Source organism: Gordonia phthalatica (assembly GCF_001305675.1).
GTDB classification, from domain to species: domain Bacteria; phylum Actinomycetota; class Actinomycetes; order Mycobacteriales; family Mycobacteriaceae; genus Gordonia; species Gordonia phthalatica.
The window spans coordinates 459,941-478,255 of the sequence record NZ_CP011853.1 but is presented as its reverse complement, the minus strand read 5'-3'; the positions used below and the strand labels follow the sequence as shown (position 1 = coordinate 478,255).

Below are 18,315 nucleotides of genomic sequence, written 5' to 3'. Positions count from 1 at the left end.
GCGGTTGTTCGACGGTTCAGCCCACAGTTTGCGAATACGCTCCTCACCAATGGCGCGGAGTTCGCTTCCCGCGCCGCGCGCTCGACACCAGACAACGAGGTCCACGTCGGGCGTCACAGTGACCAGTACGGCAGCTGAGACATCGCTGCACCGAGGGAGCCGGAGAGCACCGCTATGCCCATCACCGACGACGAGATCTTTGCCACTCACGAAGGCGGCAAACTGTCCGTCGAACTGCGTTCGCCGATCGAGACCCAACGCGATCTCTCGATCATCTACACCCCCGGCGTCGCCCAGGTCTCCCGCGCCATTCACAAGGAGCCGGAACTCGTCGACAAGTACACCTGGACCGAGCGCCTGGTGGCCGTCGTCTCCGACGGCACGGCCGTCCTCGGCCTCGGCGACATCGGTCCCCGCGCCTCTCTCCCGGTCATGGAGGGCAAGGCCGCGCTGTTCCGCGCCTTCGCCGGCCTGAACTCGATCCCCCTCGTCCTCGACACCACCGACCCGGATCAGATCGTCCAGACCCTCATCAACCTGCGACCGAGCTTCGGCGCGGTGAACCTCGAGGACATCTCCGCACCCCGCTGCTTCGAGATCGAGCGCCGCGTCATCGAGGCCCTCGACTGCCCGGTGATGCACGACGATCAGCACGGCACCGCCATCGTCGTCCTCGCCGCCCTCAAGGGCGCCACCCGATTCCTCGGCAAGGAGCTCGCCGGCCTGAAGGTCGTCGTCTCCGGTGCCGGAGCCGCCGGTGTCGCCTGCGCCAAGATCCTGAAGGCCGCGGGCATCGACGACATCGTCGTCCTCGACTCGAAGGGCATCGTCCACTCGGGCCGCACCGACATGGTCGAGTACAAGAACGAGCTCGCCGCCTGGAGCAACCCGCGCGGTCTCACCGGCGGCATCGCCGAGGCCCTCGACGGCGCGAACGTCTTCCTCGGCGTCTCCGCGGGCACCATCGAAGAGAAGGACGTCGCCTCCATGGCCGACGACGCCATCGTCTTCGCCATGTCGAATCCCGACCCGGAGATCCACCCGGATGTGGCCGCCAAGTACGCGGCCGTGGTCGCCACCGGTCGCAGCGACTTCCCGAACCAGATCAACAACGTCCTCGCGTTCCCCGGAGTCTTCGCCGGCGCTCTCGACGCCGGTGCGCGGCGGATCACCGAGAACATGAAGATCGCCGCCGCCGACGCCATCCTGTCGGTCGTGGGCGACGAGCTGGCAGCCGACAAGATCGTCCCGAGCCCGCTCGACGAACGCGTGGCCCCGGCCGTCGCGAAGGCCGTCGCCGACGCCGCCCGCGCCGACGGTGTGACCGCGTAGCACCGACTACTGCTGAGATCAGGCCACCTGACGACCTCCGCCGGAAATCTTCCGGCGGACCGTCGCCAGCGGCCTGATCTCGGCGGCGTCTCGCGGCCTACGCTGTCAGCATGTCCGTCTGGCACAGCGATCAGCTCGACCTCTCCGCCTATCTCGACCGGATCGGCGTGCCCGGACCGCTGTCACCGACTCCCGACACCCTCCGCACGCTGCATCGCGCGCACGTCGCGTCGATCCCGTTCGAGAACCTGGAGATCATCGTCGGTCGACCGGTCCCGCTCGACCTCTCCTCACTGCAGGCCAAGCTCGTCGACCGCCGAAGGGGCGGCTACTGCTTCGAGCACGCGACACTTCTGGCCGCTGCCCTCGAACAGCTCGGCTTCCGATTCACCGCACTGTCGGGCCGCGTCGTCCTCGGCGGCGACCCCGCAACGCGACCGCCGACGCACGCGCTGATCGTCGTGGAGTTCGACGACGGCTCGCGCCACCTCTGCGATGTCGGTTTCGGTCGCGGCCCCCTGGAACCGATCCCGCTCGTCGACGGCACCGAGGCGGACCAGGGCGGCTGGCGGTTCCGACTGACGCGGCAATCGATGGACGACCTGTTCGCGACCGACAGGTGGACCCTGCACCAACACGGCCGCGAGTGGGTCGCCCGCCACGTCTTCACGCTGAACCCGCAGTTCCCGATCGACTGGGCCGTCGGCAACCACTTCGTCTCGACGTCACCGCGGTCGCCGTTCACCGCCCGCACCTTCGTGCAGCGGTTCTCAGCGGCCGAGCATCACACGCTCGACGCGACCACGTGGACCGTCGAACTGCCGAACGGCGAGGAGGCGGTTCAGGAGGTCGATCCCGCACGACTGCCCGCACTCCTCGCCGACGTCTTCGGCATCGACCTCGACGACGCCGACGCGCAGAGCCTCGTCTCCGCTGAGACCGCTCGGGCTGCGAAAAATCCCCAGTAGCACCCGTTTTGCTTGCAGGCCCGACGACTCGGTACCATCATGAGCGCTGTCGACGACGGCACGCCGCCTTAGCTCAGTCGGTAGAGCGATTCACTCGTAATGAATAGGTCAGGAGTTCGATTCTCCTAGGCGGCTCCAAGAGAAAGCCCCTCTTCTGCATTCGCAGACGAGGGGCTTCTCGCATTCGTGGGTCCGGCCGGAATCCCGGTCGTCGAACCGATCTCACACGCGGGTTCGACCGCCGAAACTCTCCAAGACCGAACGGGGACGACGGTCCTCGGCCTCGATCGGCTCGATCACGTCGCGCTTCGTCACCGACAGGTAGGCCACGAGGACGAAGATCACGCCCAGGAACATCGCGGAGGTCAGCGAGGTCCCGAAGCCCAGGCCGCCGTTGTCCCGCGGCTGCGACAACAGGTCGCCGATCGACGCGCCGAGCGGCCGGGTCAGGACGTAGGCGGCCCAGAACGCGAACACCGCGTTGAGATGCAGGCGCCAGTAGGCCAGGGCGATCGCGGCGATGACACCGGCGAAGACCAGCAGCGAGACGAGGTACCCCAGGTTCAGCTTCTCGGCGAGCAGGTCGCCGGCGGCGGTGCCGAGAGCGAACGTCACCAGGATGGTGAGCCAGTAGAACGCTTCGCGGCGACGCGTGGTGATCGTGTGGATGGACAGGGTGCGCTCACTCAGATACCAGGCGCCGAAGACCACGACCAGCGCCACGCTGAACACCGCGGTGGTGGTCTGCAGCGGAATCCCCATGTTGTCGGTGAGATTGTCGGTGATCAGCGTTCCCACGACGCTGATGAGCGCGACCGCCGGCCAGTACACCCACGCGGTGTACCCGGGGCGGCTGAACTGCACGACCAGGACCGCGATCAGCAGGACGGCCATGAACACCGTGGTGGCGGTCAGACCCCAGCCGAGACTGCTGTTGAGGTCGTCCGCGTAGGTCTCACCCACGGTCGTCGCCATGATCTTGATGGTCCAGAAGTAGACGGTGACCAGCGGCACCCGCACCAGCGCCCGCTCGGCTGCAGCGGACAGGGCGTGTCGTCCGACCGCGGGTGTCGGAGCGAGCCACGTCGCGAGCCGGGGCGACAGGTGATCGCCGAGCAGGTGCGCGACGAAGGCGACGACCGCCGGAGTGATCGCGACGACGAGGACCGCCGACGCGGTGCCGACCACCAGTCCCGCGACCGCATCACTCAGCCAGTGCACGCCCAGGTAGAGCCGAGTCCAGGCGACGAAGCACGTCGCCACGACCGCCCCGCTCACCGCGACGATCCGCGCCGTACGACTGGCGGCAGCGGACCCGACCAGCGCCAGCGCGACGAGCAGCGCCGCCGTACCGGTGACGTGCCCGGACGGGAACGACATCGTCGCCTCATACGCGGGGATCTGGTCGACGGCCGGAGGTCGGGGTCGCGCGACGATCATCTTGATCACCTCGGCCACCACCGCGGCGCCCGCCACCGACGCCAGAACGGCGAAGGCCCGGTGGACGCGGCGGTCCCGATACAGCAGGTAGGCCGCTGCGCACAGCGCCCACACCGGCACCAGGCCCGGACTGAAGACGTCGCTCAGCAGCGAGACTACATGTGTCATGCCCGCATCGCGCGTAGTCTCGACCGCGTTCAACACGGCTCGGTCGACCCCGGTGGGCCCGCCCTTCATGAACAGTCCGATCCCGGCGACCACTGCCATGAGCACGGAGTAGACCAGCACCCATGTCTTCTGATTCGATCTCATGCTCACAGAATGCGGATCGGGTGCTTTCCGAAGCCTTAACCCCGCGCTATCGCCTCGCGCGGCTGGTCCGGCCGATGCGCAGTCGACTGACCTTGCTCGCGACCGGGCTGGTGATCGTCGCCCTTCTCGTCGCAGGCGCGGTCATGGTGCTGGTCCTGCACGGCGTGCTGCTGAACAAGGCCGACGCCGCCAACTCCGCCCGCGCGAACGAGATCGTCGCCGCCCTCGCCGACAGCGACCCCGCTCAGCTCGACGAATCGCTGTTCAACACCGACCAGACCGTCGACATCATCCAGATCCTCGACAGCACCGGACACGTGATCCGGTCGAGCCGACGACATCCGGGCGGTGGCCTCGGCGAGCCGTTGAAGCCGGGCGACGAGGTGATCGTCGACGGCGCCGCCGCGGCGCCGTCGGACGCCGAGTACCGCGCCACCCGCATCGGGACACGAACGGTCGGCAGTCGCGCGGTGGTCGTCGAGGTCGGCACCGCGGAGGCCGGCATCAACACCCTGGTCCTCCTGGTGGCGGCGCTCTGCGCGGCGATCTTCCCGATCATCATGATCGCGATGGCCGCCCTGACCTACTTCTTCGTGGGCCGCGCGCTGTCACCGGTGGAGTTGATCCGCAGGCGAGTCGCCGAGATCAGCGACGCCGACCTGGCCGAACGCGTGCCGGTGCCCGCGACCCGCGACGAGATCGAGACGCTCGCTCGCACCATGAACGCGATGCTGACCCGCCTCGAATCGGCGCAGTCGACGCAGCGACGCTTCGTCGGCGACGCCTCCCATGAGCTCAACAGTCCGCTGACCTCGATCTACGGTCTCCTGGATCTCGCGGATCAGACCGATGAACCGATCGACGTCGACACCGTCCGCACCCTCCTGCTCCCCGAGGCGACACGGATGCGCAGGCTGGTGGCCGACCTCGCGCTCCTGGCGCGCGCCGACGAACGCGGCACTCCGCTGCGACGCGGCGACGTCGACCTCGCCGCGCTCGTCGCCGCGGCAGGCGACCGTCTCGAGGCCACCACCGACTTCGACGTCCGCGTCGACACCGTCCCGGCCACCGTCCACGGCGACCCCGGTCAACTCACGCGCGTCCTTCGCAATCTCACCGACAATGCGAGCCGGTACGTGCACCACCGCCTGACGGTGACGATGACCGCAACGGCCACCGACGTCGTCGTGTCCGTCAGCGACGACGGTCCCGGTGTCCCGGAGGCCGAACGCGGCCGCGTCTTCGATCGCTTCGTCCGGCTCGACGACGCCCGCGACCGCTCCACCGGCGGCTCCGGGCTGGGGTTGGCGATCGTCGCCGAGATCATCGCGGCGCACGACGGCGCGGTCGGCGTCGACTCCGGCCCCGACGGCGGCGCCCGGTTCTGGTTCAGACTTCCGCTGGCACCAGCCGATAACCCACGCCCCTGACGGTCTGCACCGTCGCGCAGCCGAACGGTGCGTCGATGTGTTTGCGCAGGTGGTGGATGTAGACCTCGACCACGTTGTCACCACCCTCGTAGTTCACGTCCCACACCGATTCCAGGATCCGCTGTTTGGACACCGCGATTCCGGTGTTTCGCATCAGGAGGGTGAGCAGCGCGAACTCCCGCGGCGCCAACTCGATCGGGGTGTCGCCGCGGCGCACCGTGTGGGCGGCCGGGTCCAGTCGGAGGTCGCCGACTTCGAGGACGGTCGGTCGTTCCGGGGCGCCACGGCGGACGAGCGCACGCATGCGCGCCACCAGCACGGCCACCGAGAAGGGCTTCGTCAGGTAGTCGTCGGCGCCGAAGTCGAAGGCGTCCACCTGGTCGTACTCGCCGTCCTTGGCGGTCAGCATCAGGATCGGGGTCCACACGCCGGCCTTCCGCAGGTCGCGGACCACCTCGTAGCCGTTCCGGCCCGGCATCATGATGTCGAGGACGATGATGTCGAAGTCCCCCGAGCAGGCCTCGGCATAGCCGTCGAGCCCGTTGTCGGCGACCGCCGCCGTCCACCCCTGCGCGACCATGGTGCGTCGGACGGTCTCGGCGATGGCCCGGTCGTCGTCGACCACGAGGACTTTCACCCGGTCGATGCTACGGCCCTCATTCAATCGACCGACGCGAGTAACGGGGAACACATCCCGCGTCGACGTACTTCATGTAGTTCATTCGAAGGATAAGGAGATGGAAAATGGGTGATCCGCTATTGGCTGCCGGCATCGTCGCAGCCGTCGTGTTCTCGATGGTCGCCGGTGGTGCCCTGATGGTCTACAACTTCTTGACCGGGACGCCGATGTAATCGCGATTCGACTTCTCAACCGCCGTAGCCGTGCCGTGGGGCGCGGCTACGCTGGTGCTCATGTTCGACATCGAGCGCGACCCGTCCGCCGTCGAACTGGGTGTGTTCGCGCCGCAGCCGCCGACCGTCGTGTGGCGCGCCCTCGTGGAACCGGACCTGATGCAGTCGTGGCTGTCGAGGCCGATCGGTTTCGAGCCGGTCGAGGGCACGTCGTTCCTCGTCGAGGTCCTCAGCGAACCGCCGCACCACGTCGCCTGCCAGGTGCTCACCGTGGTTCCGCGCACCCGGCTGGTCTACACGTGGACCGATCCGCGCGGCGACGCCCCCGCCACGTGGACCGTCGACTGGCATCTGGAGGCCCAGGGACGCGGCACTCGCGTCCTCCTCGTGTTCAGCGGATTCGACATGAACGACCGCATCCAGAAGATGGCCCGCAACGCCGTCGAGCGCGGCTGGCGCAATCAGGTGCTGCCGTCGCTCCTCGCCTCCGTCGCAAGCCTCTGATCGCCTCGGCAACACGTCTACGCTGGTGGGATGCAGCCTCCGCGCACCGACCGCATGCCGGCCCTGTTCCTGAGCCACGGAGCCCCGCCGCTGGTCGACGACACCCGCTGGGTCGCCGAACTCAAGCAGCTGGCCGTCGACCTGCCGCGGCCGAAACAGATCCTCATCGTCTCCGCCCACTGGGAGTCCGCACCGTTGACGATCGGATCCACCGATCCGCGCGTGCCCCTCACCTACGACTTCTGGGGATTCCCCGACCGGTTCTACGAGACCGTCTACGACGCGCCGGGCGCCACCGATCTCGCCGAACGGATCGCCGCGCTGATGCCCGACGGGCAGGAGGTGCACCACGACGCGGAGCGACGGCTGGACCACGGCGCCTATGTGCCGCTGACCGTCATGTATCCGGACGCCGACATCCCCGTCGTGCAGGTCTCCATGCCGACGCTCGACCCGGCCGCGTTGATGACGATGGGAAGCCGCCTCACCGAACTGCGCGACGACGGCGTCCTGATCATCGGCTCCGGGTTCACCACCCACGGGCTGCCCTATCTCGATGACCCGTCGCCCGACGCGGTGCCGCCGCAGTGGTCGGTGGAGTTCGATCAGTGGGCCCGCGAACGGTTCGCCGCGGGCGACGTCGACGGTCTCCTCGACTTCGCGCACCGCGCGCCCGGCATGCCCTACGCGCATCCGCGGACCGAGCACTTCGCCCCGCTCTTCGTGACGCTGGGCGCCGCGACCGCCGCCGACGCCGTCCCCGAGCAGCCGATCGACGGATTCTGGATGGGTCTCGCCAAGCGGAGCGTCGTCGTCAACTGACCGCTGGTCACCCGTCCATCGCGCCGGACGCCCACAGGGCCGCTGCGATCTCGACGCGGTTCCGAGCGTCGAGTCGCCGCTGAATGCTCGCCAGGTGCGTTTTGACGGTACTGAGCGACAGGAACAGCTCCTCTGCCAACTCCGCGTTGGTCCGCCCTCGCGCCACCCGCTCCGCGATCTCCCGCTCCCGCGCCGTGAGCTCGGCGACCGCAGCGGCAGCGATCGGATCCGCGGACCGTCCGGACCGCGACCGCTCCAACAGGTCGACGGTCACCTCCGGGCTGATCAGGGAGTCGCCGGCCATCGCCGCGCGCACGGCCGAGACCAGCAACGACGGCCCCGAATCCTTGAGGAGGAAGCCGGACGCGCCGTTCGCCAGCGCCGCGTCGACATAGTCGGGATCGCCGAAGGTCGTCACGATCACCACGCGGGTCGACGGCACCGACTCCTTGACCCGACGGCACACCTCCAGCCCGTCCATCCGCGGCATGCGGATGTCGAGGAGCGCGACGTCCGGCCGGGCCTCGGCGATCAACGCGACCGCGCCCACGCCGTCCTTGGCCTGACCGACCACCTCGATGTCCTCCTCGGCGCCGAGGATCATCCCGAAGCCGATCCGGACCATCTCCTGGTCATCGGCCAGCACCACCCGGATCGTCATCGCGACCTCCTCGTCGTCGTTCTGCCGTGCACCGGCAGCGTCGCGCGCACCGTCCACCGATCGCCGGCGGCTCCCGCCGAAGCGGTTCCACCGACGGACTCCGCCCGTTCGACCATCCCCGCGACCCCGGATCCCGACCCGGATCCCGCACTGACCGTCACGCCTCGGGCCGTCGCCGCAGCGGCGTCCAGTGAGTTGGACACCTCGAGCACCACATCATCGGACTCGCGACGAATGCTGATGTCGACCGTCGACGACGTCGCCGCGTGCCGGCGGATGTTCGTCAGCGATTCCGACAGGATGCGGTGCGCCGCCAGGTAGACGACCGCGGGGATCGTCTCGTCCAGGCCGTCGATCTCGACGCCGACGGTGCCTGGCGCACTGTCCGCGAAACTCGTCGCCGTCTCCACCAGCTCCTCGGCCCCGGCGCCGGTCGGCGCGACCGCCGGTCCGGATGCGTCGGGATCACGCAGAGTGTCGACGAGCGCCCTGATGTCGACGAGGGCGCGGGCGGCGCTGTCGCCGATGCGGGTCAGGATCTCCGTGTCGCCCCGCCCGATCGCCACTCCTGCTTGGGCCAGCACCGCGATGCCCGCGACCTCGTGCGCCACCAGGTCGTGCAGTTCGTGAGCCATCGCGGTCCGCTCCGTGACGCGGACCGACTCGGCGACGGCGCGGAGGCGTTCGGCCGCCGCCCTGCTCCGGACGCCGACGGTCAACGACACCGCCACCGCCACGCCGACCGGCAGCACGTAGCCGGCCACGCCCGGCGACTGCACCGCCGCCGGAATCACCGAGAGCAACGCCAACGCGACAGCGCTGCCGATCACCGCGCCGTCGCCGATGGTGCGTGCCCGGGCGACGGCGAATCCCGTCGCGACGATCAGCGCCCACACCCCGGCGAAGGGCCACACCGTGCCTCCGGTGAATCCGTCGAGACTGACGACGAGCGCACCGCCGATGCTCGCCATCGCGAGCACCGCGAGGCCGGCGACGGTCACCGCGCGCCGGCCGCGGGTGGCGCCCGCGTAGCAGAGCAGACCGCCGAGGAGACCGATCGTCTGGACGACGACCGCGGAGGTGACCGAGACCGGCCCGAAACCGCGGTAGGACTCCACTCCCGCCGCGAGCAGGCCGAGGGCCGGCACGATCGTGGCGACATGCCATCCGATCGTGCCGGCCCGAGACGTTCCGTCGAGAGCTGTCACCGCACGAACTCTACTGGGTGCAGTGCCGGAATCTGCTGGTCAGCAGCGATCCTGCGGCCGGCCCGGTGCGCGCCCACCCGACGGAGCTTCGGGACCGTGCGCCAGGTGATCGCGCGCAGCACCCATTCCAGGGGACCGTTGGTGAAGTAGTGCAGCCAGATCGTCGCCGCGACGGCTTGCGCGAACAGCACGAGGGCGCAGAGGCCGAGCAGCGGCCACACCGACTCCGCATGGGTGAAGTCGAATCCCTTCGCCAGGCCGACGACGATCACATTGGCGCCGACGTAGCTGGACAGCGAGGTCCGGCCGAGCGAGATGAAGCAGGCCGAGAGCACGCGGCGGGCGGGACCCCACTGCCAGATGACGGCGGCGACGATCACGTACAGGGCAGCGGTCGCGAGGCCCGCCCGTGTGCCCTCGATCGAGAATCGCGGGTCTCCGCCGCCGACCTGCACGTGCTGCCAGGTCAGGACCGCGACAATCGGCACCAGGAGGCCGACGGCGACCCACAGCGCCCGGCCGCCGCGTTCCAGAAGGGCGGGCAGACCTGCACCCGCGGCTCCGATGCCGAGGAGCACGAGTCCCGGAACCGATTCGACGCCGCCGCCGAGGAAGCCGAACGAGACCGCCGTGAGCGCGGCACCGATCGTCAGCGACAGCCAGGGTGACAGCCAGAGCACTGCCGGGATCGCGAGGAGGCCGACGATCGCGTACTCCCGCAGGATGTCGCCGTCATAGAAGAACGAGTGCGCGACGCCGATGGCGCCGATCGCGATCATGCGCAGCACCAGAGCTCCGCCCACCGCGTCGCCGCGACGTCGCGCACCGTCGACGATGAGCCACATGCTGACGCCGAAGAGCACAGCGAAGATCGGGACGAAGCGCGACTGGACGCCGTAGTCGAGGGCCGCCCGCCCGGCGGGCGACCCGGTGACGGCCGAGCCGAGCCGGACGATGTCGTAAGCGTTCACCAGCAGGATCCCGGCGATCGCCAGGCCTCTGAGCATGTCGAGGAAGTGGTATCGGGAGGTGTTCATGCCGACCAGCTTCGCGTGCGGCGGGTGCCCCGGAGATCGGCCGAAAGGATGATGTCCGGGACGGCGGGGCGGCCATCCGGTCAGTTCTGTGCTCGACGGCCCGCCGACTACACCAGCCACCCCAGCCACAGGCCGAGGGCGCACGCCGCGACAGACCCGATCAGCGTGCCCGCACCGTAGACGACGCCGCGTCGGCCCCCGTCGCGGATCGTCTCGACGGCAGCGGTCGAGAACGTGGTGTAGCCGCCGCAGAAGCCGGTCCCGACGACCATCAGCCAGTCGTGCGAGGCTCCCGCGAACAGGACGAGTCCGGCGATGAATCCGATCGTGAGACAGCCGGTGATGTTGATCGCGAACGTCGGTCCGGGGAACACACCGGGCCACCGACGTTTCGCGGCGTCGTCGACCAGGTATCGGGCCACCGCACCCACGGCGCCGGCGAATACCGTCAGCAGGAAGATCATGCGGACTCCCCCTCTAACGGCAACAGTCGGCGTGCTGCTTGCACCCCCGAGAATGCAAGCAGCACGCCGACCGCGACGCTGACGACCGCGTACCCGATCGCCATTCCGTAGTGCTCGCCGCGGCCCAGGAGGCTGATCTCCAGGGCGAATGCGCTGTAGGTGGTCAAGGCTCCGCAGAATCCCGTACCCACCGCCAGTCGCACTCGACGCCGCCACCCGACATCGCCTCCCAGTCGCGCCAACCCCTCTAACAGCGCGCCGAGGATGAATGCCCCGACAAGGTTCACCACGAACGTTCCCCACGGCCACTGCCCGTCATGGGCGGGCCATGTCTCCTCTGCGACCCATCGCAGTGCGGTGCCGCCCATTCCTCCGACGAACACCCACCCGAGAGTCGCGGCCTTCCCCGACTCACTCATCCCCTGGCTCACTCATTCACAGCCCTCTCGAAGTCCCATCAACGAAAGGGTAGGACTACCGGGCGGCCACCGGTTCCCGGACATATAGTGAGGTCACTTTCGGCACCATCGAAGGAGACGTCATGTCCGGCTTCATCGACAAGATCAAAGGCGCAGCCGATGCCGTCCGAGCGGCCATCGACAACGAGCTGACCGTGCTCGAAGGCGCAGGCGGCGACGATCCCCTGTCGGAGCACGACGACGCGGAGCCGACCGCACCGGCAGACTCTAGCCCGCGTTCCCCGAATCCGTCAGACGCCGACTGACGACCCACGCGGCGGCCAGCGGCAGCACCAGAACACCCCCGAACACCGCGGTACCGATCATCGGCTGGACGAAGACGTCCATGCCTGCCGCTCCGGCCGTACCGGCGTACAGCACCGCCACGGCGTAGAAGAGCACGGTCGCCATCACGACGCGCATGGCGAGCTTGATGGTCTGACCGGTCCGGGCCGAAGTGAGATTCGAAGTACGCATGCCGTCTATTCCACGCGGGCCTGCGGGCCGGACCAAGCGATGGCGACGGAATCCGAATGTCTCCGCAGGTCAACGACCCGAACATTTTCTCCGGACCGGAGAAAACAGTTCGTTTCCCGAGCTCTCCAGGTCCCCGTCGCCCCTACCGGTGGTCCAGTTCGCGCCCGATCCGGACCACCATCGCATCGACCGCGAACTTCGGCTTCACGTTCTTCTCCAGCGCGTCGCGACACTCCAGAACCGCTTCGATGCACCGCAGCAACTGCGCTGCGGACGCATGCCTGGACATCGGTCCGGTGAGGTCCGACGCCTTGTCCGGATGCATCAGCGTCACCTGTGCCCCCATCGCCAGGGTGAGTCCGTCGCGGAACAGTGCGGCGAGGTCCACGAGCGCTCTGTCGAGGACGTCGCGCATCGTTCGGGTGCGCCGAGACTTCTGCCGCTTCTCCAACTCCTTGACGGCCCCCGCGGTGCCGCGGGGCGGTCGTGCGGTGCCCTTCCCGGTACCGCCGGCACCGAGCGCCGTCATCAGTTCCTCGGTCTCCGCGGCATCGCGTTCGGCACTGATCTGGGCGGCGACGTCGACCGCCGTCTTGACGAGCTTCTCGGCGGCGGCGAACGCGGTCGCATCGCGGGTGGCGGCCCGGGCGAGGCCGAGCGCCTGGTCCCGCTGATCACGCGAGGCCGGGTCCGTCGCTAGCCGCTTGGCACGACCGACGTGCCCGCCGGCCACCGACGCCGCCCACTGCGCACGGTCCGGTTCGATCCCGTCCCGCTCGATCAGGACGCGCGCGATGTCGTCCGCGGCGGGCGCCGTGAGACCGGCGTGCCTGCACCGCGAGCGGAGGGTGATCGCGATGTCCTCGGGTGCCACCGACGGCGCGCACAGCAGGAAGATGGTCCGCTCGGGCGGTTCCTCGACGGCCTTCAGCAGGGCGTTGGCGCCCTGCTCGGTGAGCCGGTCCGCGTCTTCGACGACGACGATCTGCCAGCGACCCGTCGTCGGGCGTCGCGCCGACAGCTGAACGATGTCGCGGATCTGCGCAACCGAGATGGTGAGTCCCTCGGGGACGATGTGCCGGACGTCGCCGTGGGTGCCGGACAGGACGGTGGCGCAGGCCCGGCACTCGCCGCAGCCCACGGTGTCGGGCGACTGGCACTGCAGTGCGGCGGCGAAGCAGGTGGCGGCCACCGATCGACCGCTGCCGGGCGGCCCGGTGAAGAGCCAGGCGTGCGTCATCGACTCCCGCACCGCGGTCTCGACGTGCTCATCCGGTTGGTCGGCGAACATCGAGACGGCGCCGTCGTCAGCCTCGTCGAGGCGTGCTGCGACGGCCCGAGCCGACGTCGCGGCCGCCTGGAGTTCGTCGATCAGCGCCCGCTGTCCGATCATTCGGCTGAAGACATACGTCACATCAGCCAGACTAAAGCCCAGTTCAGAAAAGTCACATCTGAAGGGGTGTTTAACAATTGCAAGCAGCCCGCTACTTTGGATGACATGGTGAAACGACGGTCGGGCTTGTCCAGGACAGCGCACACCATGCGCTGGCTGGCACATACGCCGTGGCCCGTCCTCGCCCTCGACATGCTCCGCGCGAATCTCGTCGGTTCGCTGTTCACGTTCGCGTTCCTCCGGTTCGGCATGCCCCGGGTCGACTCGATCTCCCTCAGTGAGTTCAACGCCCTCAACCAGTTCGCGTTCGGCCTGTACCTCCTCGTCGCGATCATCGTGGGCATCTACCTGACGATCCGGTTGAGCATGCCGGTGCTGATCTGGCACCGCCGACGCACCAGGCTCGACGACGAAGCCGCCCGAAAACGGGCGCTGAACCTTCCGACCCTGCTCACGGCCTTGAATCTCGGACTGTGGACGGTGGGCGGCATCCTGTTGGCCGCGATCAACCTGCGGCAGTCGGTGAAGGACTTCATCATCGTCCTCATCGCCAGCCTCATCGGTGCGCTGGTGACGGGCGTGCTCAGCTTCATGCAGGCCGAGAAGGTGCTGCGCCCGATCACGGTCGCGGCGATGGCCAACGACCCCGACAACTCCAATGCGCCCGGCATCGCCACGCGCATCACCGTGTTCTGGTCGGTGACCGTCGCGGTGCCACTGCTGGTGATCATCGCGCTGATCATTCTGGAGCAGACACGGATCATCGACACCGACGCCCAGGGACTGCAGCGGGCGATCCTCTGGATGGCGGGTGCCGCGCTGGTCTTCGGCATGCTGGCGATCACCCGGCTGGTCCGATCCATCACCGACCCGGTCAAGCAGCTGCGGATGGCGCTGAACCAGGTGCGGGCCGGCAACCTCAATGTGGCCGTGAAGATCTACGACGGCAACGATCTGGGTCTGCTGCAGGCCGGATTCAACGACATGGTGGCCGACGTCCGCGAACGCCAGGAGTTGCGAAACCTGTTCGGCCGGTACGTCGGCGAGGACGTCGCCCGCCGCGCCATCGAGACCGGCACCGAACTCGGCGGCGAGGAACGCTACGTCGGCGTGCTCTTCGTCGACATCGTCGGATCCACCCGGCTGGCCGTCAACCGACCGCCGCGCGAGGTCGTCGAACTGCTCAACGAGTTCTTCAAGGTGGTCGTCGACGTCGTCGGCCGCCACGGCGGGTTCGTCAACAAGTTCCAGGGCGACGCCGCCCTCGCGATCTTCGGTGCGCCGCTCGATCAGGACGACTTCTCGGGTGCCGCGCTGGCCGCGGCCCGCGAGTTGCGCGTGGAGCTGGCGAGCCGGCTCGGCGACGTCGACATGGGCATCGGCGTCTCCGCGGGCAAGGCCGTCGCCGGTCACATCGGCGCCGAGCAGCGCCTCGAGTACACGGTCATCGGCGACCCGGTCAACGAGGCCGCCCGCCTCACCGAACTCGCCAAGGACGAGCCGACCCGCGTCCTCGGTTCGGCGCGCGCCGTGTTCCTCGCCAGCGACGCCGAGGCCGCGCACTGGGAGATCGGTGAGGGCGTTGAGCTCCGCGGCCGCGGCATCGAGACGCTGCTGGCGCGCGCCGACCTCGACGTCGCCGACCTGACGCCCGACGCGATCTGACGCCGCCCGACGCCGCGCCGTTCCCGCTGCAGGCGTCTACTCCCGCATGAAGCGACGATTCCCGCTCATCGTCGGACGATGAGCGGGAATCAACGCATCACGCGGGAACGCAGTGGCGGTTACTCCGACTTCGGAGCCGACTTCTTAGCCGCGGTCTTCTTGGCCGCCGTCGTCTTCTTAGCCGCAGTCTTCTTGGCTGTCGTCTTCTTGGCGGCCGTCGTCTTCTTCGCTGCGGTCTTCTTCGCTGCGGTCTTCTTGGCCGCTGTCTTCTTCGCTGCTGTCTTCTTGGCCGCCGTCTTCTTGGCCGCCGTCTTCTTGGCGGTCTTCTTCGCAGCCTTCTTCGCCGGGCCGCGCGCACGACGATCGGCCAGCAGTTCCATCGCGCGCTCGGGCGTGATGGTGGCGACCTCGTCGCCCTTGCGCAGGCTGGCGTTGGTCTCGCCGTCGGTGACGTACGGGCCGAAGCGGCCGTCCTTGATCACCATCGGCTTCTCGCTGACGGAGTCGTTGCCGAGCTCACGCAGCGGCGGGGCGGCCGCGGCACGACCGCGCCGCTTCGGCTCCGAATAGATCTTGAGCGCTTCCTCAAGCGTCACCGTGAAGAGCTGGTCCTCGCTGGCCAGCGACCGCGAGTCCGTACCCTTCTTCAGGTACGGGCCGTACCGGCCGTTCTGCGCGGTGATCTCGTCGTTGCTCTCGGGATCCACGCCGACGACGCGCGGCAGCGACAGCAGCTTCAGTGCGTCCTCGAGCGTGACGGTCGAGATCTCCATGCCCTTGAACAGCGAGCCGGTGCGCGGCTTGGGGCCGGCCTTCTTCGCCGCCTTCTTCGCGGTCTTCTTCGCAGCCTTCTTCGCGGTGGTCGTGGACGTCGCGGTCGCGACTCCGCCGCCCACCGGCACCTCGTCGAGTGCGACGACTTCTTCGCCGCCGCCCCGAGGCGTGGGACCCGCCGGAATCGTCGGCACCGGTGCCGACGTGCCGGGGTCCTCGTCGTCCTTCTCGTCGTCCTCCGACGGCAGGATCTCGGTGACGTACGGGCCGAATCGGCCCTCCTTGGCGACGATCTGGTTGCCGCTGACCGGATCCACGCCCAGGACGCGCCCTTCCTGCGGGGTCGCGAAGAGCTTCTCCGCCACCTCCAGGGTCAGCTCGTCGGGCGTCATGTCGGCAGGCAGGTTGGCGCGCTTCAGGTCGGGCTCGGCGTCGGGCCCGGCCACATTGCGTTCCAGGTACGGACCGTAGCGGCCGACGCGCACCAGGACCGGGCGGCCCTCGGCGTCGTCGAACAAGCGGATCGAGTTCACCTCGCGGGCGTCGATGCCCTCCAGGTTCACGCCGACGAGCTTCTTGAGCCCGCCCGCACGCGCCATCGCTCCGGCGGCGTCGTCGTCACCGGCACCGGCCGCCTCCGCGTCGGCACCGAAGTAGAACTCGGTGAGCCAGCGGGTGCGGTCCTCGTTGCCGGACGCGATCTGGTCCAGGTCGTCTTCCAGCGACGCCGTGAAGTCGTAGTCGACGAGGCTGTTGAAGTAGCCCTCCAACAGCCCGACGACGGCGAACGCCACCCACGACGGGACCAGCGCGCTGCCCTTCTTCACCACGTAACCGCGGTCCTGGATGGTGCCGATGATCGACGCGTACGTCGACGGGCGACCGATTCCGAGCTCTTCCAGCGTCTTGACCAGCGATGCCTCGGTGTAGCGGGCGGGCGGATTGGTGGAGTGGCCGTCGGCGGTCAGCGACGCGGCGGTGAGCGCCTGTCCCTCGCGGAGGTTCGGCAGGCGGTTCTCGGCGTCGTCGGCCTGGCCGCCTGCGAGGGCGTCGACCGTCTCGACGTACGCCGACAGGAAGCCGGGGAACGTGATGGTGCGGCCGGACGAGGCGAACGTGACCTCTTCGCCGGTCGCGGCACGACCGCCGATCCGCAGGCTCATGGTGGTGCCGCGGGCGTCGGCCATCTGGGAGGCGACGGTCCGCTGCCAGATCAGTTCGTACAGCTTGAACTCGTCCGTGTTGAGCGCCGACGCCACCTGACCGGGGGTGCGGAACGAGTCGCCCGCCGGGCGGATGGCCTCGTGCGCCTCCTGCGCGTTCTTCACCTTGCGGGTGTACTGACGCGGCGTCGGATGCACGTAGGCGTCGCCGTAGAGCTGTCGTGCCTGATTGCGTGCGGCGTTGATGGCCGACTCCGACAGCGTCGTCGAGTCGGTACGCATGTAGGTGATGTAGCCGTTCTCGTACAGCTTCTGCGCAATGCGCATGGTGCGGTCCGAGGAGAAGCGCAACTTGCGGCCGGCCTCCTGCTGGAGGGTCGACGTCATGAACGGCGCGTACGGGCGGCGGGTGTAGGGCTTCTCCTCCACCGAGGTGACGGTCAGCGACGCACCCTCGAGGCCCGCGGCCAACGCCGTCGCGCGCGCCTCGTCGAGAACGGCGACGCCGGACGCCTTCTTGAGCTTGCCGTCCGGGCCGAAGTCGCGGCCCGTGGCGACGCGGTCGTCGCCGATGTTCACCAGTCGCGAGTTGAAGGTGCGCGGCGACGCCTCGGCGCCGGCGTCCATGGTCGCAGCGATGTCCCAGTAGTCGGCGGAGACGAACGCCATGCGCTCGCGTTCCCGCTCGACGATGATCCGTGTGGCGACCGACTGGACGCGGCCCGCCGACAGCTTCGGCATGACTTTCTTCCACAGGACCGGCGACACCTCGTAGCCGTACAGGCGGTCGAGGATGCGGCGGGTCTCCTGCGCGTCGACCATCGGCATGTCGAGCTCGCGCGGGTTTGCGGCGGCAGCCAGGATCGCCGACTCGGTGATCTCGTGGAAGACCATCCGCTTGACCGGCACCTTCGGCTTCAGGGTCTCGAGGAGGTGCCACGCGATGGCCTCCCCCTCGCGGTCACCGTCCGTGGCGAGGTAGAGCTCGTCGACGTCCTTCAGCAGCGACTTGAGTTCGGTGACCGTCGACTTCTTGTCCGGGGAGACCACGTACAGCGGCTCGAAGCTGTCGTCGACGTTGACGCCGAGGCGCGCCCACGACTGGCCCTTGTACTTGGCGGGCACGTCGGCCGCTCCGCGAGGAAGGTCGCGGATGTGTCCGCGCGACGACTCGACGACGTAGTTCCTGCCGAGATAGCCCGCGATCTTGCGCGCTTTGGTCGGCGACTCCACGATGACGAGACGCCGGACGGCGGGGGATGCGTTGTCGGTGGCGGCCACGGGTGCCCTTCAGTTCGAAGTATTGCTGCTCGATGCCGTTGTACCTTATATAACGTGTGTTCTGCACGTCACCC

Annotated in this window: 17 protein-coding genes and 1 tRNA gene; 8 read left to right on the top strand and 10 right to left on the bottom strand. The window is 68.6% G+C overall.

The genetic code is table 11. The features are described 5' to 3' along the window. The first annotated feature begins 174 nt into the window (after positions 1-174). The 3 genes from ACH46_RS02205 to ACH46_RS02195 all read left to right on the top strand — a co-directional run bounded on the left by ACH46_RS02205 (position 175) and on the right by ACH46_RS02195 (position 2,438). Positions 175-1,332 carry an NAD(P)-dependent malic enzyme gene (locus tag ACH46_RS02205; RefSeq protein WP_062391489.1) on the top strand — a complete coding sequence of 386 codons (1,158 nt, stop codon included), beginning with the start codon at positions 175-177 and terminating at the stop codon, positions 1,330-1,332. Positions 1,333-1,442: 110 nt separating this feature from the next. Then, positions 1,443-2,300 (top strand): arylamine N-acetyltransferase family protein, encoded by an 858-nt coding sequence (locus tag ACH46_RS02200; RefSeq protein WP_062391488.1) that lies wholly within the window; start codon positions 1,443-1,445, stop codon positions 2,298-2,300. Between the two features lie 62 nt (positions 2,301-2,362). Continuing rightward, positions 2,363-2,438: transfer RNA gene (locus tag ACH46_RS02195), tRNA-Thr, on the top strand. 84 nt (positions 2,439-2,522) lie between these two features. On the opposite strand, the gene ACH46_RS20730 is transcribed toward ACH46_RS02195, so the two are convergent. Next, positions 2,523-4,052, bottom strand: a complete 1,530-nt coding sequence (locus ACH46_RS20730) for a phosphatase PAP2 family protein (protein ID WP_082399322.1) — start codon at positions 4,050-4,052, stop codon at positions 2,523-2,525. 20 nt (positions 4,053-4,072) lie between these two features. Here ACH46_RS20730 and ACH46_RS02185 point away from each other — a divergent pair, with 20 nt between their 5' ends. After that, positions 4,073-5,482 (top strand): sensor histidine kinase, encoded by a 1,410-nt coding sequence (locus ACH46_RS02185; protein WP_226995732.1) that lies wholly within the window; start codon positions 4,073-4,075, stop codon positions 5,480-5,482. Here ACH46_RS02185 and ACH46_RS02180 read toward each other — a convergent pair. Next, on the bottom strand, positions 5,442-6,119 hold the full coding sequence (locus ACH46_RS02180) for a response regulator transcription factor (RefSeq protein ID WP_062391486.1): 678 nt from the start codon (positions 6,117-6,119) through the stop codon (positions 5,442-5,444). The genes ACH46_RS02185 and ACH46_RS02180 overlap by 41 nt on opposite strands. A 275-nt stretch (positions 6,120-6,394) precedes the next feature. Between ACH46_RS02180 and ACH46_RS02175 the strand changes: the two genes are divergently transcribed. Further along, entirely contained in the window at positions 6,395-6,838 is a 444-nt protein-coding gene (locus ACH46_RS02175) for an SRPBCC family protein (RefSeq protein ID WP_062394859.1), read from the top strand. Positions 6,839-6,868: 30 nt separating this feature from the next. Next, a complete protein-coding gene (locus tag ACH46_RS02170; RefSeq protein ID WP_062391485.1) occupies positions 6,869-7,660 on the top strand; it encodes a dioxygenase family protein in 792 nt (263 codons plus the stop codon). A 7-nt stretch (positions 7,661-7,667) separates the two neighbouring features. On the opposite strand, the gene ACH46_RS02165 is transcribed toward ACH46_RS02170, so the two are convergent. From ACH46_RS02165 to ACH46_RS02145, 5 genes are all read right to left on the bottom strand, one after another. Further along, on the bottom strand, positions 7,668-8,321 hold the full coding sequence (locus ACH46_RS02165) for a response regulator (protein ID WP_062394857.1): 654 nt from the start codon (positions 8,319-8,321) through the stop codon (positions 7,668-7,670). Next, positions 8,318-9,529 (bottom strand): sensor histidine kinase, encoded by a 1,212-nt coding sequence (locus tag ACH46_RS02160; RefSeq protein ID WP_062391484.1) that lies wholly within the window; start codon positions 9,527-9,529, stop codon positions 8,318-8,320. The genes ACH46_RS02165 and ACH46_RS02160 overlap by 4 nt, the downstream gene beginning before the upstream one ends. After that, positions 9,526-10,566 carry a DUF418 domain-containing protein gene (locus tag ACH46_RS02155; RefSeq protein ID WP_062391483.1) on the bottom strand — a complete coding sequence of 347 codons (1,041 nt, stop codon included), beginning with the start codon at positions 10,564-10,566 and terminating at the stop codon, positions 9,526-9,528. Before ACH46_RS02155 ends, ACH46_RS02160 begins: the two co-directional genes overlap by 4 nt. A 107-nt stretch (positions 10,567-10,673) precedes the next feature. Beyond that, on the bottom strand, positions 10,674-11,030 hold the full coding sequence (locus tag ACH46_RS02150) for a fluoride efflux transporter FluC (protein ID WP_062391482.1): 357 nt from the start codon (positions 11,028-11,030) through the stop codon (positions 10,674-10,676). After that, the gene (locus ACH46_RS02145; protein ID WP_062394856.1) at positions 11,027-11,449 is read right to left on the bottom strand and encodes a fluoride efflux transporter FluC; all 423 of its coding nucleotides are present in this window, start codon (positions 11,447-11,449) and stop codon (positions 11,027-11,029) included. The genes ACH46_RS02150 and ACH46_RS02145 overlap by 4 nt, the downstream gene beginning before the upstream one ends. 122 nt (positions 11,450-11,571) lie before the next feature. Between ACH46_RS02145 and ACH46_RS02140 the strand changes: the two genes are divergently transcribed. Further along, positions 11,572-11,754, top strand: coding sequence for a hypothetical protein (locus ACH46_RS02140; protein WP_062391481.1), 183 nt, complete (start codon positions 11,572-11,574; stop codon positions 11,752-11,754). On the opposite strand, the gene ACH46_RS02135 is transcribed toward ACH46_RS02140, so the two are convergent. Together ACH46_RS02135 and ACH46_RS02130 are read right to left on the bottom strand one after the other, a co-directional pair. Continuing rightward, complete coding sequence (locus tag ACH46_RS02135; protein WP_062391480.1) at positions 11,717-11,965, bottom strand: hypothetical protein; 249 nt, start codon at positions 11,963-11,965, stop codon at positions 11,717-11,719. The genes ACH46_RS02140 and ACH46_RS02135 overlap by 38 nt on opposite strands. A gap of 142 nt (positions 11,966-12,107) precedes the next feature. Then, entirely contained in the window at positions 12,108-13,379 is a 1,272-nt protein-coding gene (locus ACH46_RS02130) for a DNA polymerase III subunit delta' (protein ID WP_062391479.1), read from the bottom strand. A gap of 84 nt (positions 13,380-13,463) precedes the next feature. On the opposite strand from ACH46_RS02130, the gene ACH46_RS02125 reads away from it, so the two are divergent. After that, positions 13,464-15,023 carry an adenylate/guanylate cyclase domain-containing protein gene (locus ACH46_RS02125; RefSeq protein ID WP_062391478.1) on the top strand — a complete coding sequence of 520 codons (1,560 nt, stop codon included), beginning with the start codon at positions 13,464-13,466 and terminating at the stop codon, positions 15,021-15,023. A 119-nt stretch (positions 15,024-15,142) separates the two neighbouring features. On the opposite strand, the gene topA is transcribed toward ACH46_RS02125, so the two are convergent. Continuing rightward, positions 15,143-18,241 (bottom strand): type I DNA topoisomerase, encoded by a 3,099-nt coding sequence (topA, locus tag ACH46_RS02120; RefSeq protein ID WP_062391477.1) that lies wholly within the window; start codon positions 18,239-18,241, stop codon positions 15,143-15,145. Positions 18,242-18,315: the final 74 nt, after the last annotated feature.

Bases quoted from the DNA above. Each gene is read 5' to 3' on its own strand.
- ACH46_RS02205 (WP_062391489.1), top strand. From the start codon at position 175: ATGCCCATCACCGACGACGAGATCTTTGCCACTCACGAAGGCGGCAAA.
- ACH46_RS02200 (WP_062391488.1), top strand. From the start codon at position 1,443: ATGTCCGTCTGGCACAGCGATCAGCTCGACCTCTCCGCCTATCTCGAC.
- ACH46_RS20730 (WP_082399322.1), bottom strand. From the start codon at position 4,052: ATGAGATCGAATCAGAAGACATGGGTGCTGGTCTACTCCGTGCTCATG.
- ACH46_RS02175 (WP_062394859.1), top strand. From the start codon at position 6,395: ATGTTCGACATCGAGCGCGACCCGTCCGCCGTCGAACTGGGTGTGTTC.
- ACH46_RS02170 (WP_062391485.1), top strand. From the start codon at position 6,869: ATGCAGCCTCCGCGCACCGACCGCATGCCGGCCCTGTTCCTGAGCCAC.
- ACH46_RS02165 (WP_062394857.1), bottom strand. From the start codon at position 8,321: ATGACGATCCGGGTGGTGCTGGCCGATGACCAGGAGATGGTCCGGATC.
- ACH46_RS02155 (WP_062391483.1), bottom strand. From the start codon at position 10,566: ATGAACACCTCCCGATACCACTTCCTCGACATGCTCAGAGGCCTGGCG.
- ACH46_RS02150 (WP_062391482.1), bottom strand. From the start codon at position 11,030: ATGATCTTCCTGCTGACGGTATTCGCCGGCGCCGTGGGTGCGGTGGCC.
- ACH46_RS02145 (WP_062394856.1), bottom strand. From the start codon at position 11,449: ATGAGTGAGTCGGGGAAGGCCGCGACTCTCGGGTGGGTGTTCGTCGGA.
- ACH46_RS02140 (WP_062391481.1), top strand. From the start codon at position 11,572: ATGTCCGGCTTCATCGACAAGATCAAAGGCGCAGCCGATGCCGTCCGA.
- ACH46_RS02135 (WP_062391480.1), bottom strand. From the start codon at position 11,965: ATGCGTACTTCGAATCTCACTTCGGCCCGGACCGGTCAGACCATCAAG.
- ACH46_RS02125 (WP_062391478.1), top strand. From the start codon at position 13,464: ATGGTGAAACGACGGTCGGGCTTGTCCAGGACAGCGCACACCATGCGC.